Below are 17,112 nucleotides of genomic sequence, written 5' to 3' on the forward strand. Positions count from 1 at the left end.
GCAATATTCCCGCTGTCAAGCATTGCTAGGATGTAACGGTGACAGCGACCGACGAGCTAGCCGACGACCCCAGGATCACGGCGCTGGGGCTGCTCATGGAGGTGCATGCCGGGCTCAGTGCCCGGTTCGCCGCCCAGTTCGACGAGCACGGGTTGTCGACGGTCGAGTTCGAGGTGTTGATGCGCCTGACCCGTTCTCCGGAGCAGCGGCTGCGGATGAGCGATCTCGCCGCCCAGACGTCACTTTCCACGAGCGGGGTGACCCGCGTGGTCGACCGGATGGAGCGAGGTGGGCTGCTCCGCCGTCACTCCTGTCCCTCCGACCGGCGCAGCCTGTACGCGGTGGTGACCGAGGCGGGCGTGACCCGACTCGACGAGACCCTGCCGGGGCACCTTGAGCTGATCGAGCGGTGGTTCACCTCGCGACTCGAACCGGAAGCGCTGCGGATCCTGCTCAGCTCGCTACGGATCGTCAGGGACGCGGTCAACCCGGACGCCACCGCCGGAGGCAGCGGCGTGGGTGACGCCTCCGTCAGCCCCTGATCCCGCCCCCTTGGGCGCCCTGCCCCGCACCACTGGCGATGGTCAGGTCGAGTGTCCGTTCGCCGGATCGCGCGACCGGCAGAAAAACCGGCAGAAGTCATTCGCGTACTGAGGTGTTTACCCCCTATTTCTGGACAAACACCTCAGCCAGTCGTACTAGTGTCCATCGAACGGGGGCTCCGGGGGGAGTGGCGCGAGCGGGAGTACGTGAGGGGCTGTCGGGGGGCAGTCCCGCTCGCGCCACACCGGAGCCTCCTCCACCGAGGCGAGCGTCACCCGCTCCCGGGGCAACAGCGTGACCGCCCCCTCCCGGCAGACCCGGTCCACCCGGGCCAGCGACATCTTCCGCAGGACCGGGTCGTCGGTGGTGGCGATCAACCCCACCAGCGCCTCCGCCGCACCACGCAGGTCACGGCCCCCGGCGTACGCACTCGCCGCCGCCGCGTACCACTCGACCGCCCACTCCCGGTCGGACCGCTGCACCGCCAGGATCGCCTCGATCAGCGCACAGGTCCCGTCGTCACTGCCGCCGCCACGTCCACCGGCCAGGGGCCGCCCCAGGTCCAGCAGGTCGCCATCCGGTCGGGCTTCCGGCGGAGCGGCCACCGCGACCGCCGCGACCGCGCTGGCCCGCAACTCCGCCAGCACCGCCGCCGCCTCGACCAGCCTGCCCTCCTGTGCCAGAGCCAGTCCGACCGTACCGAGCACCTGCCGGCGGTGCGCGGGATCGCCGAACTCGGTCAACGCGGCGAGCACCCGCCGTCCCTGGTTCACCGCGTCGGCGTACCGGCCGTCGAGCCGGGCCACCTCGGCGAGGTTCGCCCGCGCCAACGCCCGCAACCGATCGTCCCCACACTCCGCACCGAGCAGATCCATCGCGGCCAGCCGTCGACGGGCGGCCGGCAGGTTCGCCCCCCGGATCTCGTGCCAGGTCAGGTAGTGCTGGGCCACCGCCATGTCCCGCGCCCGTCGGTGACGACCGGCCAGGATCAGCATCATCTCGCCCAGCCGCCGCGCCTCGCCGTACCCGCCGGCCGCCGTCCACAACCCACAGAGCACTCCGAGCGCGGCTAGTTCACCACCGACGTCGCGGTTGTCCTGGAACCAGTCCAGCGCCGCCCGCGCGGCAGCGAGTTCCTGCGGGCCGGCACCGTGCGCGGCGGCGAGCTGTGCCACTCCGACCCGAGCCCAGGCCCGCACCGCCGGGTCGGCCTGCAGGGTACGAGGATCGTCCAGCAGCCGGCGCAGCCACTGCCGCCCGGCGACGTCCCGTCCGCGAAACCGCCACCAGCGGGCCAGACTCGCGGCCAGACGCAATGCGGTGTGCGGATCGTCGGTGGCCGCATGGGCCAGTGCCGCCCAGAGGTCACTGGAGATCTCGTCCAGGCGCCGTACCGCCACCGCGAGGTTCGGCCCGCTCAGCTCGGGCACGGCACGGGCGGCCAGGCCGGCGAAGACCTGGGCGTGCCGCCGCCGGATCCCCGTCTGCTCGCCCTCGGCCGCTGCCGCCTCGGCGGCGAAGTCACGCACCACGTCCACCAGGCGGAACCGGAACGGGCCGCGCCCACGGGAGCTGAGCAGGCCGAGCGCGAGCAGCCGGTCGAGCAACGGCACCGGGTCGCCGGGCAACTGCCGCCCGGACCTGTCGCACTCGCCGGTCAGCATCGCCTCGGCCAGCTCGACCGACCAACGGTTCCGAAAGGCGGAGAGCCGGCGCAGGGCGGCCCGGTCGTCCGGGTCGAGCAACCGGTACGAGGCCGCCACCGCGTCCCGCAGCGTCACCGCGACCGCCTCGTGCACCGCAGCCGGTCGGGCGAGGTCGAGCACCCGGTCCCCGTACCGCTCCAGGATCCCGTTCAGGTCCAGGATGCCGCCGCGCGCCGCCGCGAGTTCGAGCGCGAGCGGCAGGCCGCCGAGGCGGCGGACCAGGGTCAACAGCGCCCCCGTCTCCTCCGGCTGCGGCGGCTCACGGCGGACCTGGCGCAGCCGGGCCAGGAACAGCTCCACAGCCGGGTAGTGCTCGATCTCGGCCAGTTCGGCCGGAGCGTCCGGAGGTGGCACCTCCAGGGGCGCGACCGGCCAGACCCGTTCGTCGGAGAGCCCCACCGGGTGACGACCGGTGGCCAGCACCCGCAACGTCGGTGACCCGGCGGTCAGCCGGTGCAGTGCCTCAGCGACCGCGCTCGGCGCCCGCTCCACCGCGTCGACCAGTAACAGCGACGGCGCACCGGCCAGCCGGGCGGTGAGATCCTGGGCCCGTCCCACCCCGAACACGGTGGCCACCGCCGAGAGCACGTCGCCCTCGGTGGAGAGGTCGGTGACCACGATGCCGGCCACCCCGCCCGGATGTTCCTCGGTGACCCGGTCGGCGACAGCGAGAGCCAGCGCCGTCTTGCCCACCCCGGCGAGTCCCACCAGGCTCACCACCGCCGGCGCCGCCCCGGTGCCGCCGGTGAGAAGTGCGGCCAGTTCCGGCACCTCGACGTCCCGGCCGACCAGTGCCCCCGGCGCCGGCAGGCCGAGTCCGGTCGCTGCCCGGCCGTTCGAGGATCCCGGTGGCATACCGGAGACCACCGCCCGTGGCCCCGCCGCCGGTACGACAGCCGTACCCGGCCCGGACTCCGGAGCAGCCGCTCCCTGGCCCCGGGCCGAGGCGATGAACTCGGCGCGCTCGGCGCCGACCAGTCCCAGCGCGGTGGCGAGCAGCTCGACGGTCGTCCTTTGTGGACGCTGTGCGTGGCCGCGCTCCAGGTCCCGGACCGTACGCACCCCGACGCACGCGCGCACGGCAAGGTCGGCCTGGGTCAAACCGACCGCCCGGCGCCGGGCGCGCAGCAGGTCGGGGAACGGGGCCGAGCCCCGCTCAGACCCATGATCCGGAGCCATGGGCTGGAAGAGTACGCACAGCACCGGTCGGTGGGCAGCCATCCGTCAGGGTGCCGACGGGGAATGCACCGGATACCCGACAGTTACCGCCACAGATGTCGTGACACTGTCAGTTTCGAGTCAGGAACAGGTCAGCCTCGGCCGGCGCCACCTCGGCCGGCCGCACCGACCACCGCTCGTGCAGCCGGCGCAGCGGTCCCGGCGCCCACCAGTTCCACTCGCCGAGCAGGCTCATCATCGCCGGCAGCAGCAGTCCGCGTACCAGGGTCACGTCCAGGATCACCGCGACCGCGAGCCCGAACCCGATCTCCTTGACCGCCGTCAGGTCGCCGAGCAGGAACCCGAGGAAGACGATCACGATGCAGACCGCGGCGGCGGTCACCACCGGCCCGGTACGGCTGATCCCCGTCAGCACCGCGCGCCGACCGGCACTCGCCCGACCCGCCGCCGTCCGCTGTGCCGGGAACCGCCCCCACTCCTCCCGGATCCGGGCGAGCAGGAAGACCTCGTAGTCCATCGAGAGCCCGTACACGAAGACAAAGAGCAGGATCGGGGTGGTCAGGTCGATCGCACCCCACGATTCCACCCCGAGCAGGGTGGCGCCCCACCCCCACTGGAAGACCACCACCAGGACGCCGAGCGTGGCGAGCAGGGTCAACGCGTTCATCAGCAGCGCCTTGACCGGGATGACCACCGACCCGGTGAGCCCGAACAACAGCACCATCGTGACCAGCAGCAGCACCAGTACCGCCAGCGGCAACCGCCGCGCCACCGACTCCTGGTAGTCGACCAGTTCGGCGGCGGCGCCACCGACCAGCAGCGGAATCGTCGAGTCGAGATCGCGTACCGCCCGGACCAGTTCGCGTGACTCGGGCCCGCCGGTCACCCCCTCCGGCGTCACGTCGATCACCAGCGCGTTGCCCGGCACGTCCGGGCGCGGCTGCATCTGGATCACGTTCGGCAGCCGGTTCAGTTCGTTCATCAGGTCACGTACCTCGGCCGTGGCCGGGTCGGCGCTGGCCACCACAACCACCGGTTGCGCCCGCCCCGCCTCGAAATCACGCAACAGCACGTCGTGCACCTGCCGTGCCTCCATGCCGGCCGGCAACGACCGCGCGTCGGAGTTGGCCAGGTTGGCATCGAGCAGAAACGGGAGAGCGAGCAGGAGCAGCGCGGCGGAGACGGTCGCCGCCACCGGTCCGGGCCGGGACTGGGCGTACGCGGCCAGTCGGGCGAGCAGCCCACCGGCGACCGGCTCCGCAGGCGTACGGCCGGCGCTCGGCGTACCCGGATGCGACGTGGAACGACCACGGCGGACCAGACCGCCGACGGCGCCCACCACGCGGGTGATCCGGTTCCGCTCGCCGAGGGTCGGAATCCGCCGATGGGCCACCGCGATCAGCGCCGGTACGGCCGTGAGCCCGGCCAGCGTGGCGACCACCACGACCAACGCCCCGCCCAGCGCCATCGACGCGAGCAGCGGCTCCGCGAAGACATACAGTCCGGTCATCGCCGACGCCACCGCCAGCCCCGAGATCAGCACCGCGCGACCGGCGGTGGCCAGGGTACGGGCGAGCAGGTCCGCCGGCTCGGCGGACGGGTCGACGGCCCGCTCCTCCCGGAACCGGAACAGCAGCAGCAGCGCGTAGTCCACGGTCAGACCGATGCCGAGCAGGGTGACCACGTTGACGGTGAACTCGCCGACCTCGGTCACCGAGGCGAGTCCGAGCAGCCCGAGCAGGGTCACCGCCACTGCCGCGAGCGCCGCCAGCAGCGGGATCGCACCGGCCAGCACGCCACCGACGATCACCACCAGCGCGGCCAGGAGTACGACCAGCGCGATCGACTCACCCACCGCCGCGTCCCGGATCGCCTGTTCGGCGAAGGCGCGCTCGGCCAGCTGCTCGCCACCGACCAGCACCTGCGGCGCGTCGATCCGGTGCAGAAGCTCGGCCACCCGGTCCTCGACCCGCTCCCGCTCGGCGTCCGGCTGCCCGTCGACCAACTCCACCCGGACCATCGTGCTGCGGTTGTCCGCGCCGATCCGGCCCCCCGGCGTGTTGTAGAGATCTTCGACGTCGGCGACCCCGGGCAGGGCACGGAGCTCCGCGGAGATCTTCGTGACGCTCTCCACCAGCGGCGGGTCGTACGGGTCCCGGTCCCGGACCACCGCCACCACCAGCGGCCCCTCGGGCAGCAACTGGTCGATCCGGGCCTGGGCGCGCTGCGACTCGACCTCGGGTCGCAGGTTGTCGGTACTGGACAGCCGGTCGAAGACCGATCCGCCGAGGGTGGCGCCGGCGATCACGAGGATGAGCCACGCGCCCAGCACGGGCCAGCGCCCGCGCCACATCGAGCGCCCGAGTGCAGCGAGCATGACCGAGACCTCCCAGGCGGCGGCCGTACAGCCGCTTTGCGCATGTGTCCCGTCGATGCAAGCACCCGCCGGATCACCGCGCCAGCCCGCAACCGGTCAGTCCGAACGTCCGATTCGCGCATCCTGCCCGGTCACCCGGTCGGGATGCGCGAATCGGAGCGCTGTCAGCGGCAGGGCGGAATCACAGGCCGAGGTCGCGGGCAATGATCATGCGCTGCACCTCGGAGGTCCCCTCACCGATCTCCAGGATCTTCGAGTCACGCCAGAACCGGGCCACCGGGAACTCGTTCATGAAGCCGTAGCCGCCGTGGATCTGGGTCGCCTCGCGAGCGTTGTCCACCGCGCTCTCGCTGGCGTACAGCTTGGCGATCGCGGCCTGGCGCTTGAAGTCCTCGCCGGCCAGCATCCGCGCGGCGGCGTCGTAGTACGCCAGTCGGGCCATGTGCGCGCGCAGCTCCATGTCGGCGATCTTGAACTGGATCGCCTGGTTCTTCGCGATCGGCTGGCCGAACGCGTGCCGCTCCTTGGCGTACCGGATGGACTCGTCGACACAGCCCTGGGCCAGCCCCACCGCCAGCGCGGCGATCGCGATCCGACCCTCGTCGAGGATCTGGAGGAACTGGGCGAAGCCGCGACCACGCGCACCGAGCAGGTTCGCCGCCGGCACCCGGCAGTCGTCGAAGGTCAGCTCATGGGTGTCCGAGGCGCACCAGCCCACCTTGGAGTAACCGGGGGCCACCGTGAAACCGGGCGTCCCGGACGGGACGATGATGGTGGAGAGCTCCTTCGAACCGTCCTCCTTCGTCCCCGTCACCGCGGTCACCGTCACCAGCGCGGTGATGTCGGTCCCCGAGTTCGTGATGAACGCCTTCGACCCGTTGATCACCCACTCGTCGCCGTCCAGTACCGCTCGGGTCTGGGTGCCGCCAGCGTCCGATCCGGTGCCCGGCTCGGTCAGACCGAACCCGGCCAGCGCCTCACCGGTGAGCAGCTTCGGCAGCCACTCCGCCTTCTGCGCCTCGGTACCGAACCGGAAGATCGGCATCGCGCCGAGCGAGATCGCCGCCTCCAGGGTGATCGCCACACTGGAGTCGACCCGGGCCAACTCCTCCAGGGTGAGGCAGAGCGCGAAGTAGTCGCCACCCATGCCGCCCCGCTCCTCCGGGAAGGGGAGCCCGAACAGCCCCATCTTGCCCATCTCCCGGATCACCTCGTACGGGAAGGTGTGCCGTTCGTAGTGCTCGCCAATGACCGGCGCGATCACCTCCCGGGCGAACTCCCGGACGGTCTGGCGGAGCGCCTCCTGCTCCTCGGTGAGCCGGAAGTCCATCGGTTCCTCCTCGTAGGCGGTACTGCGTGGATGACGGATGCCGTCGGCTTTGCTTATGGCTGCCGACCGGCGCGACTGTGCCGTTCGACCGGGCTGAGTGGTATGGATCAGACCGGGCTGAGCGGTGGTTCAGACCGGGGTGACGCCGTGCCTGCGTCGGGAGAAGTGCCGTTCCTTGCCCTTCGCCGCCGCGTACCGACGGACCAGTTCGGTCCGTAGCTCATGCGGCTCAACGATCGCGTCGATGACCAGTTCGCTGGCGAGCCGGACAATGTCGATGTCGCGCTCGTACTCGGCCCGTTTCGCGGCGACGAAGGCGGCCCGCTCGTCGGCGTCGACGATCGCGGCGATCTTGTTCGCGTAGACCGCGTTCACCGCCGCCTCGGCGCCCATCACCGCGATCTTCGCGGTGGGCAGCGCGATCGTCGCGTCCGGCTCGAAGCCGGGGCCGGCCATCGCGTAGAGGCCGGCGCCGTACGCCTTGCGCACCACCACACAGATCTTGGGTACGGTCGCCTCGGAGATCGCCGTGATCATCTTCGCGCCGTGCCGGATGATGCCCTGCTTCTCGACCGCGGTGCCGACCATGAAACCGGGGACGTCGGACAGGAAGAGCAGCGGCACGTTGAACGCGTCGCAGAGCTGGACGAACCGGGTCGCCTTGTCCGCCGAGTCGACGAAGAGCACCCCGCCCTTGAACATCGAGTTGTTCGCGACGACGCCGACCACCTCGCCGTTCAGCCGACCGAAGCCGATGGTCAGCTCCTTGGCCCAGAGCGCCTGGATCTCCAGGAACGAGTCGGCGTCGAGCAGCCCCTTGACGTACCGCCGCATGTCGAACGCCTGCCGCTCGCTCGCCGGCACCAGCGCGGCCAGGTCCACCGTGGCCGGTGCGTCCACCGCCGCTACGGCCGGCGGCGCCTGCGTCCAGTTCGCCGGCAGGTAGGACAGGTAGTCGCGCACCACCTTGAGCGCGTCCGCCTCCGTCTTGCAGAGGAAGTGCCCCACGCCGGACTCGGCGCAGTGCACCCGGGCCCCGCCCATCTCCTCCAGTGTGGTCTTCTCGCCGGTCACCATCTCAACCATGCGGTCCGAGCCGAGGTACATGCTGGCGTTGCCCTCGACCATCGCGACCACATCACAGAAGGCCGGGATGTACGCCCCGCCGGCCGCACTCGGCCCGAAGAGCGCGCAGACCTGCGGGATCGAACCGGAGGCGCGCACCTGATTCCAGAAGATCTTGCCGGCACCGCGCCGCCCGGGGAAGAGGTCCACCTGGTCGGTGATCCTGGCCCCGGCCGAGTCGACCAGGTAGACCATCGGCATTCCGGCCGCGTACGCCCGCTCGATGATCCGAATGATCTTCTCGACCGTACGCGCACCCCAACTGCCGGCCTTGACCGTCGAGTCGTTCGCCATCAGGCAGACCGGCCGACCGTCGATGGTCGCCTGACCGGTGACCACCCCGTCGGCGGGCAACCCGTCGGCGAGCGCGTTCGCGTACGTCCCGTCCTCTACGAAGGAGCCCTCGTCGACCAGGAGCGCGACCCGTTCCCGGGCGAAGAGCTTGCCCTTGGCCGCGTTGGCGGCGTGGTACTTCTCCGCACCGCCGGCCCGGACCCGCTTGCGTAGCTGCTCCAGTGCCTCACTGTCGAGCGTCACGCCGACTCCTCACCGCGCCAACCGGCCATGCGGTCCGAGGCCCGGCCTCTCGACCGGTACCCGAATCCGCTGAACGATCGTTAGGCTAGCGCATCGAGTCGGGCCGCCGCGACCACGAACACCTGATCAACCCGCCCATCCGCCAGCGGCGTCGGGCCAGGGCACCGGCACCGGCACCGGCACCGGTCAGGCCAACCGGGTACGCGGACCCGCGCGCAACACCCCCGACGGCAACTGCCGCCCGACCAGCTTCTCGGCCAACTCCGCCACCTCGACCAACGCGTCCAGGTCGATCCCGGTGTCGATGCCCATGTCGTGCAGCATGTGCACCACCTCCTCGGTGGCCACGTTCCCGCTCGCCCCCGGCGCGTACGGGCAGCCGCCGAGACCACCGATGCTCGCGTCGAACTCGGTGATCCCCAGCTCCAACGCCGTCAACAGGTTCGCCAACGCGGTGCCGCGCGTGTTGTGGAAATGCAGTAACACCGGAATCTCCGGCTGGCGGGTCCGGACCGCTGTTACGAGCTCACGGACGCGGCGGGGCGTACCCATTCCAGTGGTGTCACCGAACGCTACTCGATCTGCACCGTCAGCGACGACCCGGTTCACGATCCCGGCCACGCGTACCGGGTCGACGTCCCCCTCGTACGGGCAACCGAAGCTGGTCGCCACGATCACCTCGGCCGTCGCACCGGCCCCGTGCAGTAGCTCGATCAGCTCCGCGATGTCGTCCAACGACTCGTCCGTGGACCGGTTCACGTTGCGCCGGTTGTGCGTGTCGCTGGCCGAGACCACCACCTCGATCTCGGTGAACCCGGCGGCGAGCGCCCGCTGCGCCCCGCGCGAGTTCGGCACCAGCGCCGAGTAACGCACCCCCGGTGCCCGGGTCGCCGCCGACCAGACCTGGTCCGCGTCGGCCATCTGCGGAATGGCCCTCGGGTGGACGAACGACACCGCCTCGATCCGCCGTACGCCGGTCGCGGAAAGCGCGTCGAGCAGCCGCACCTTCGCCTCGGTCGGGATCGGGTCCTCGTTCTGCAACCCGTCGCGCGGTCCGACCTCGCGGATCGACACGGCACCTGGCAGTTGACTCATCGGCCACCTCACTGTGACGTCACTAATCCGCCCCCATTCTCCCCCGCCCCCGCCCCGCCCCCCAGGCGCGATCTAGGGCGAATCCGCGTACATGGAGATCAACGCGTGACCATATGACCTAGATCGCGGCGGAGGGCGGGGGCGGGGAGGGCGGGCGGGGAGGGAGGGGTTAGCGCATGCGGGAGACGATTCCTGTGTCGTAGTCGCCGGAGATGAACTCGGCGTTCTCCAGCAACTCGGCGAAGAACGGCAGGTTGCACTTCGGCCCCACGATCTCGAAGCCCGCCACCGCCGAACGCGCCCGCGAGATGGCCTCGGCCCGGTCCGCGCCGTACACCACCAGCTTCGCCATCAGCGAGTCGTAGAAAGGCGTGACCGTCGTACCGGCGGCGTAACCCGAGTCGACCCGGACCCCCTCACCGCTCGGCTCCACCCAGGTCTTGACCGCACCCGGCCCCGGCAGGAACCGCTTCGGGTCCTCCGCGTTGATCCGCAGCTCGATCGCGTGCCCGCGCGGGGCGAGCGCGTCCGGGTCGAAGTTCGGCGCCAGCCCGGACGCCACCCGCAACTGCTCCTCGACCAGATCCACCCCGTAGACCAGCTCGGTCACCGGGTGCTCCACCTGGAGCCGGGTGTTCATCTCCAGGAAGAAGAACTCTCCGGTGGTCGGATCCAGCAGGCACTCGACCGTGCCCGCGTTGCGGTAACCGACCGCCTCGCCGGCCCGTACCGCCGCCGCCAGGAAGCGCTCGCGCAGCTCGGCCGAGACCGCCGGGGACGGCGACTCCTCGACCAGCTTCTGGTTGCGCCGCTGAACCGAACACTCCCGCTCACCCAGGGCCACCACCCGGCCGTCGGCCAGGCCGAGGATCTGCACCTCGACGTGGCGTACCCGGGGGAAGTAACGCTCGATCAGCACCGAGCCGTCGCCGAACATCCGCTCGGCGAACGCGCGCACCTTGTCGTACTCGGCGCGGAGCGAGTCGGTGTCGGTGGCGACCGCCATGCCCATACCGCCACCACCGGCGGCGGCCTTGACCATCACCGGGAAGCCGATCGACTCCGCCGCGGCCAGCGCCGCGTCGACGTCGGCGGCCGGGTCGGTGGTACCGGGCGCCACCGGAACCCCGGCGGCGGCCATCAGGTTCCGCGCGTTGATCTTGTCGCCCATCGCGGTGATCGCGTCCGGGCCAGGTCCGACCCAGATCAGGCCGTTGGCCTCGACCGTACGGGCGAAGTCGGCGTTCTCCGACAGGAAGCCGTACCCGGGGTGGATCGCCACCGCTCCGGTCGACTTCGCCGCGGCGAGGATCGCCTCGGCGTTGCGGTAGCTCTGCGCCGGGTTCGCCGGGCCGACGCAGACCGCCTCGTCGGCTTCCTTGACGAACGGCAGGTCGGCGTCCGCCTCGGAGTAGACCGCCACCGTCCGTACGCCGAGCCGTCGAGCGGTGCGGATGATCCGGCGGGCGATCTCACCACGGTTCGCGACCAGCAGCGACTCGATCATGTCCTTCTCCTCGGGGTCCTGACGTGCCAGGGCGCGTCTCGTGGATCGAGACACGCCTTAGGACACCACGACCACCGTCAGATCACGAATCCGGGTCGCCTCGCCAGACCCGGCGCCGCTGCCCGGCGGACCCGCCTCGACCGGCTCCGATGCTACGAAACCGGCCCGAGCAGCGCGGCGAGCGTCGCCGCCCGCAGCAGCGCGGCCCGGCGTCGCCGCTCGACCTCGCCGCCGAGGAACGGGGTGGAGTTCATCAGGCCGAAGGCGGCGTGTGCCAGCACCCGTGCCTCACCCGCGGCGAGGCGGGGGTGCAGCACGGTGAGTACGGCGACCCACTCCTCGACGTAGAGCCGCTGCAACCGGCGGATCTGCCGGCGCGGCTCGTCCGGCAACCGGTCCAACTCGTGCAGGTGGAGCGCGATCACGGCCGGATTGGCCAGGGCGAAGTCGACGTGGAAGTCGATCAGCGACTCCAGGATCGCCTGCGGTTGCCCGGTGTGCTCGGCCACCCGTTGCCGGCCCCCGTCGAGCAGACCCTGGCTGACCGGAATCAGGGCGGCGGCGAGCATCGCCTCCTTGCCCGCGAAGTGGTGGTAGAGAGCAGGCCCGGTGACGCCGGCGGCTGCCCCGATGTCATCCATGGACACGCCGTGATAGCCACGGGCCGCAAATAGCCCGACCGCGATCTCCAAGATTTCGTCACGGCGCGACCGGCGCCGCGGACTCGCCGGGGTAGCACCCGACGTCGCCCCTGTCACCTGCTGTTCCAGCGTCACCTCGCCAGCCTAGTCAGTTGTCAAACGGCCGCTCGTCGCCAGATTCGTGGGGCGGATTCCGTCCCACGTGGTGGGCAACTCGTCTCACGCTCGGTAGCGGCGTACTGGCTCACCCTTCGGTTTCCAGGTCGTGCTCGCGGCGCAACTCCTCCGCCTCCCCGGTCCGCCCCAGCCGGCCGAGCGCCTCGGCGAGCAGCCAGGCCGCCCGGCGTACGACACCGGAACCGGTGGGCAGCCCGGCGAGCGTCGTACGCAGCATCCGCTCCGCCTCGACCAGCCGGTCCAACCGCAGCAGCACCTCCCCGGCCAGGAGTTCGACCTGCAACGCCTCACCGAACGCCTCGATCGACCGCAACCGACGCGGCACGTCCTCGATCCGGCGCAGCGCCTCCTCCGGCCGCTCGCTGGCGACCAGGGCACGGGCGGCGCAGTCGGCGACCATCGACGACTCCCAGATCGTCGCCGGCTCCTCAACCGCCTCCGCCGGCAGCGTGGCCAGCGCCGCCTCGGCCCGGTCGACTGCCGCCAGTGCCGCTTCCGGCTCGCCCGCCCAGTGCCGGGCGTCCGCCTCCCGCCGACGGGCCCGCGACTCGTCGAGGGCAAGGCCGATGAGCCCGTACGCGACCGCCGCCGAACCGAACCGCTGCGCCGCCAGGCCGTCCCGGTCCTGGGCGTACAGCAGCTCTCCCGCCTCCTCCAGTACCTGCGCCCGAGAAGCGAGGTTGTCCGGTCCGTCCAGGTTCTCGGCGAGCTGGTCCAGCAGGCTCAGCGCGAGCTGCCCTTCGCCCAGTTCGCGGTAGACGTCGGCGAGCAGGTGTCGGCAGCGGTCCGCGTCGCCCTGGTGTCCGAGCCGGTCCAGTTCGAGGACCGCCTCCTCGGCGACCTCCGCCGCGTCGAGCATCCGCCCGGCCAGCCGGTACGCGTTCGCCAGCTCGAACCGGAGGAACGCGGAGCCCTCGACGACGCCCTGCTCGGCGCAGAGCGCGACCGCCTCGACGAAGTCCTCGACCGCGTCGTCCGGTCGCCGCAACGCCACCGACGCCCGGGCGCGCCCGATCCGGGCGTGCAGGGCCCCTTCTCCGGTCGCGACCGTCAACGCCTCGTCCAGCGCGTCACGTACCTCGGCCGGGTCGTCCAGGGTCTGGGCGTGGCAGATGCAGGCGGCGGCGAGTCGTTCGGCCATGCCGAGCGCCCGGTAGTCCTCCCGCGCCCGGTTCGCCGCTTCCCGCGCCTCCGGGTACCGCTCCAGCGCCTGGAGACAGATCGCCCGACGCAGGACGATCCGGGCGGAGAGGTACGGGTCGTCGGCCTCCGCCGCCGCCTCGGCGGCCCGGTCGACCGCGTCGAGCGCCTCGGCCCAGCGTTGCAGCCCGGCGAGCGCCATCGCGGACCGGTCGTGCATCGCCGCCGCCTCGGCACGGCTGCCCTGCTCGGCCAGGTACGCCACCGCCGCCTCGACCAGCGGCAGGCCCTCGGCCTCCTGGTCGGTCTGACAGAGCAGCACCCCGAGCCGTCCGGTGACCACCCACTCCCGGCCCGGATCGGGGGCGTCCCGGTAGAGCTGGACAGCGCGCCGTACGAGCGCGATCGCCGCGGTCCGGTCCTGCGCCAGCACCTGCCGCACGGCCTGGAACTCGACCCAGCGCGCCTCGTCCCGCACAGCCAGGTCGGTGGCACCGAAACGCTGTTCGAACACGGCCAGCACCACCTGCAGGTGTTCGTACCGTTCGGTGTTCCAGTGCTGGTCGGCGAGGTCGAGCAGCTCGGCTACGGTCGCCGTGGCGGGAATGTCGTCCGGGATCGGCACCGGCGGCGCGGCCGGGGCGACCACCGGCGAGGACGTACCGGATCGGGCCCCGCCCTCCGGTCCGACCGCTGCCGGTCCGACCGCTGCCGGTCCGACCGCTGCCGGGTCCGTGGTGGACCGCGCCGGCTCGCTGCGGCGGCGGGCGGTGGCCGACAACGGCAGATGCTCCCCAATCGGCTCGGCCACCAGCCGCGCCGCGATCCAGGTCGACTGGGAGGCGGTGCCGTTGCGCTCGTCGAACCGGTCCGCGATCCCGGTGGCGAGCCGCGCCAGTTCGTCGGCGAGCACACCGACCGGCAGGTCGGCCGCCTCCCGGTCGCCGTGTCCCCGCCGGTGCACGGTCAGCCGGCCGTGCCCGCCCCGGTCCAGCCGGCGCAGCACCAGCGCCGCCGCGGCGGCGAACGACATCGCGGCGGCCGGGGACGGGGCCCGGTCCAACCAGTCCAGGTGCCGCTCGACGATCTCCAGGCCCCGGGAGTCGTTCCCGGTCAACGCGCAGAACTCGACGTGCTCGCCGATGCTGCCGAGATCTGCCAGGTTGCCCCGCAGCCGCCGGTACGCCTGCCGGTGCGCGTCCCGCGCCTGCTCCCGCCGGCCGGCGCGCAGGTACGGGACGAGCAGGCTGGTCAGGATCCCCTGCGGCTGCTCGTTACAGGTCAACTGCCCGGCGAGTACGGGTTCGGCGAGCACCACCGCAGCCTCGACCTGCCCGGTCGCGACCAGGTGCCGGACCCGGCCGGACGGGTCACAACCGGCACAGTCGGAGAGTTCGTCGCGCGGGGCGGTGGTCCATTTCCGGTACCACTCCTCGCTCTCCTCCTCGATGCCCCGGTGCCGGGCGACCAGGTGCCGGTACTTGTAGACCGCCTGGAGACTGTGCCCGCCCTCGCGGTAGCGGCGCTCCATGTCGTCGAGCACCGCGTACGTCCGCTCCAACGGCACCTCGGGAAAGTCGAGCAGCGCGTTGACCATGTGCTTGAAGTGCCAGAGCAGGGTGTGGACAAACTGCTGGTGGTACGGCTGCGGGTTGCGGTCGTAGTCCGCCAGGCACCAGGAGAAGGTGACGAAGGACTTCGCCGGCTCGCCGCCGTAGGTGTAGGCGTTGGTGCCGAGCATCCGTACCGCGAACGCCAACTCCTGGTCGCCGCCGGCGTCGACCTGCCGGACGAGCTGTTCGACGGCGGCGATCTGTCCGGCGCCGAACGGCATCTGGGCCACCCGCTGGTACGCCGCCCTCAGTTCATCGTTTCCGCTGGTCATGGCGGGTCACTCCGGTCCGGGTACAGCTCGGCCGAGCAGGCCGAGGAACGAGTTGTTGAGCAGAGCGGCGTCGGCCGGGCGGATCGGGTGGTACCCGAGCAGCAACGCCTGCCCGTACAGCGCCTCGACGGCGAGCCCGACCAGCTCCGGGTCACCGAGGGTGGTGATCCGACGGACCAGTGGATTGCGGTGGTTGAGCACCAACTGCGGACGCTCGGGTGGGCCGGACGACGCGATCGCGTCCAGCACCCCCGCCCACAGGTCGTCCGCCCGCTGCCGGGTCGACTCCAGCTCGTCGTGCCACGCGGCGGTCCGGCTGACCAGATAGAGCGCGGGCAACGACACCGGGTCGTACGCGCGCAGCGCCACCTCGCAACCGAGCCGGTCCAGGGCCCGCTGGGCGGCGAGCAGGAACGGACGCAACGCCAACTCCACACCCGGGTCGAGGGTGTCGAACCGGGTGGTCAGGTCGGTCGGCTCCAGCCGTTCGATCAGCGCCGTCCGGTCCAGCCCCGGCAACCGCTCGATGATTTCGGTGTCGTACGTGTAGCCGCCGTTCACCACAGCCAGGTCCTGTGCCGCAGCCACCGCCGCGAGCTGCCGGAACTCGTCCGTGGTGGCCGCGTACCGGATGACGCCGTGCCGCTGGCGGAACTCGGCCAGCGTCATCCTGCCGGCGTTCGTCTCCATCGGCCACCACTGCTCGACCAACCGGAGCATCTCGTCGTCGTGCAGGGCGAGCGCCTTCACCCCGAGGTGGTGGATCTGGAGGAACTCCCCGAGCCGGTGCGGGTCGGCGTCGGCGAGCTGGACCAGCCAGCCGCGCAGTTGGTCGCCGAGGGCTTCCCTGGTGCTCTCCAGCAGGCTGTCCTCGTACAGCGCCTCCCGGCTCGCGGTGGGACGCAGCTCACCGGCGTCGACCACGCAGCGGGCGAAGAACGCCCACTCCGGCAGCAGCCCCTCCGCGCCCTCGGTGAGCAGCATCCGCTTCAGGTAGACCCGGTGCCCGACCCGGGCAGCCGGGTTCGCCGGGTTCGGCAACACGAAGGCGGCACCGGTCAGGCCCGCCTCCGGCACCGACAGCGGGATCACGTCGAACGGGGTGAAGCCGAGGGTCTCCCGGGCGTACCGGATCAGGCCCTCGCGGCGGGCGGCCGGTGAGGTGCCAGCGGCGGCCGACCACGGCGGCGGTCCGCCGGTGGTCTCCACCTCGCCGACCCGCACGGTGATCGGCAGCAGCGAGCCGAAGTGCCGGGCGAGCTCGGTCACCGTCGGCACGGTGAACCACTGCTCCGCGCCGGGGCGCGGGACCAGGGTGACCGTGGTGCCCGGCTCGTCCCGCCCGGCGTCCGGTCCGGCCAGTTCGACCCGGTAGCGACCGTCGGTGTGCCCGGTCCAGAGCACCGTCGGCTGGTCGGCGTGCCGGGTGACGACCCGGATCTCGTCAGCGACCAGAAAGCAGGAGAGCAGGCCGATGCCGAACTGTCCGAGGAACTCGTGCCGGGCGAAGCCCAACTCGTCCCTTTTGGAGCTGCGGCCGATGGTGGCGAGCAACTCGTGCACCTGGGCCTCGGTGAGGCCGATCCCGGTGTCATGGATCCGCAGGGTGCCGTCGCTGGTCAGTGCCGGTGGCTCGATCCAGGTCACCGCCGGGGCGGTCGGTTCCGCCACCCGGCGGGCCGTGATCGCGTCCGCCGCATTCTGCAACAGTTCCCGCAGATAGACCCGAGGGCTGGCGTACAGGTGATGGCTGAGCAGGTCGACGATGCCGCGAAGGTCTACCTGGAAGGTGCGGTCCACGCTCTGTTACTCCCCAGTCCGGTGCAGGCGACCCACCGTACCGGTGATCACCGACACTCCGCCGCCCTGA

Annotated in this window: 10 protein-coding genes; 1 reads left to right on the top strand and 9 read right to left on the bottom strand. The window is 71.6% G+C overall.

Going from position 1 to position 17,112, the window contains the following annotated elements:
- Positions 1–95 precede the first annotated feature (95 nt).
- Positions 96–542 (top strand): MarR family winged helix-turn-helix transcriptional regulator, encoded by a 447-nt coding sequence (locus BDK92_RS17680; RefSeq protein WP_121162335.1) that lies wholly within the window; start codon positions 96–98, stop codon positions 540–542.
- 156 nt (positions 543–698) lie between these two features.
- On the opposite strand, the gene BDK92_RS17685 is transcribed toward BDK92_RS17680, so the two are convergent.
- The 9 genes from BDK92_RS17685 to BDK92_RS17725 form a co-directional block, all read right to left on the bottom strand.
- The gene (locus BDK92_RS17685; RefSeq protein ID WP_121157703.1) at positions 699–3,428 is read right to left on the bottom strand and encodes an ATP-binding protein; all 2,730 of its coding nucleotides are present in this window, start codon (positions 3,426–3,428) and stop codon (positions 699–701) included.
- Positions 3,429–3,537: 109 nt separating this feature from the next.
- Positions 3,538–5,805, bottom strand: coding sequence for an MMPL family transporter (locus BDK92_RS17690; RefSeq protein WP_246017102.1), 2,268 nt, complete (start codon positions 5,803–5,805; stop codon positions 3,538–3,540).
- Between the two features lie 181 nt (positions 5,806–5,986).
- On the bottom strand, positions 5,987–7,135 hold the full coding sequence (locus BDK92_RS17695) for an acyl-CoA dehydrogenase family protein (protein WP_121157705.1): 1,149 nt from the start codon (positions 7,133–7,135) through the stop codon (positions 5,987–5,989).
- Between the two features lie 129 nt (positions 7,136–7,264).
- Positions 7,265–8,797: an acyl-CoA carboxylase subunit beta gene (locus tag BDK92_RS17700; RefSeq protein WP_121157706.1), complete on the bottom strand. Its 1,533-nt coding sequence runs from the start codon at positions 8,795–8,797 to the stop codon at positions 7,265–7,267.
- 186 nt (positions 8,798–8,983) lie between these two features.
- Positions 8,984–9,892: a hydroxymethylglutaryl-CoA lyase gene (locus BDK92_RS17705; RefSeq protein ID WP_121157707.1), complete on the bottom strand. Its 909-nt coding sequence runs from the start codon at positions 9,890–9,892 to the stop codon at positions 8,984–8,986.
- 169 nt (positions 9,893–10,061) lie between these two features.
- Positions 10,062–11,399, bottom strand: a complete 1,338-nt coding sequence (locus tag BDK92_RS17710) for an acetyl-CoA carboxylase biotin carboxylase subunit (protein ID WP_121157708.1) — start codon at positions 11,397–11,399, stop codon at positions 10,062–10,064.
- A gap of 152 nt (positions 11,400–11,551) precedes the next feature.
- The gene (locus BDK92_RS17715) at positions 11,552–12,175 is read right to left on the bottom strand and encodes a TetR/AcrR family transcriptional regulator (protein WP_211349261.1); all 624 of its coding nucleotides are present in this window, start codon (positions 12,173–12,175) and stop codon (positions 11,552–11,554) included.
- Positions 12,176–12,284: 109 nt separating this feature from the next.
- Positions 12,285–15,242, bottom strand: a complete 2,958-nt coding sequence (locus BDK92_RS17720) for a hypothetical protein (RefSeq protein ID WP_121157709.1) — start codon at positions 15,240–15,242, stop codon at positions 12,285–12,287.
- A 6-nt stretch (positions 15,243–15,248) separates the two neighbouring features.
- Positions 15,249–17,042, bottom strand: a complete 1,794-nt coding sequence (locus tag BDK92_RS17725) for an HSP90 family protein (RefSeq protein ID WP_121157710.1) — start codon at positions 17,040–17,042, stop codon at positions 15,249–15,251.
- Positions 17,043–17,112 lie beyond the last annotated feature (70 nt).

It is taken from the genome of Micromonospora pisi (assembly GCF_003633685.1).
GTDB lineage: Bacteria > Actinomycetota > Actinomycetes > Mycobacteriales > Micromonosporaceae > Micromonospora_G > Micromonospora_G pisi.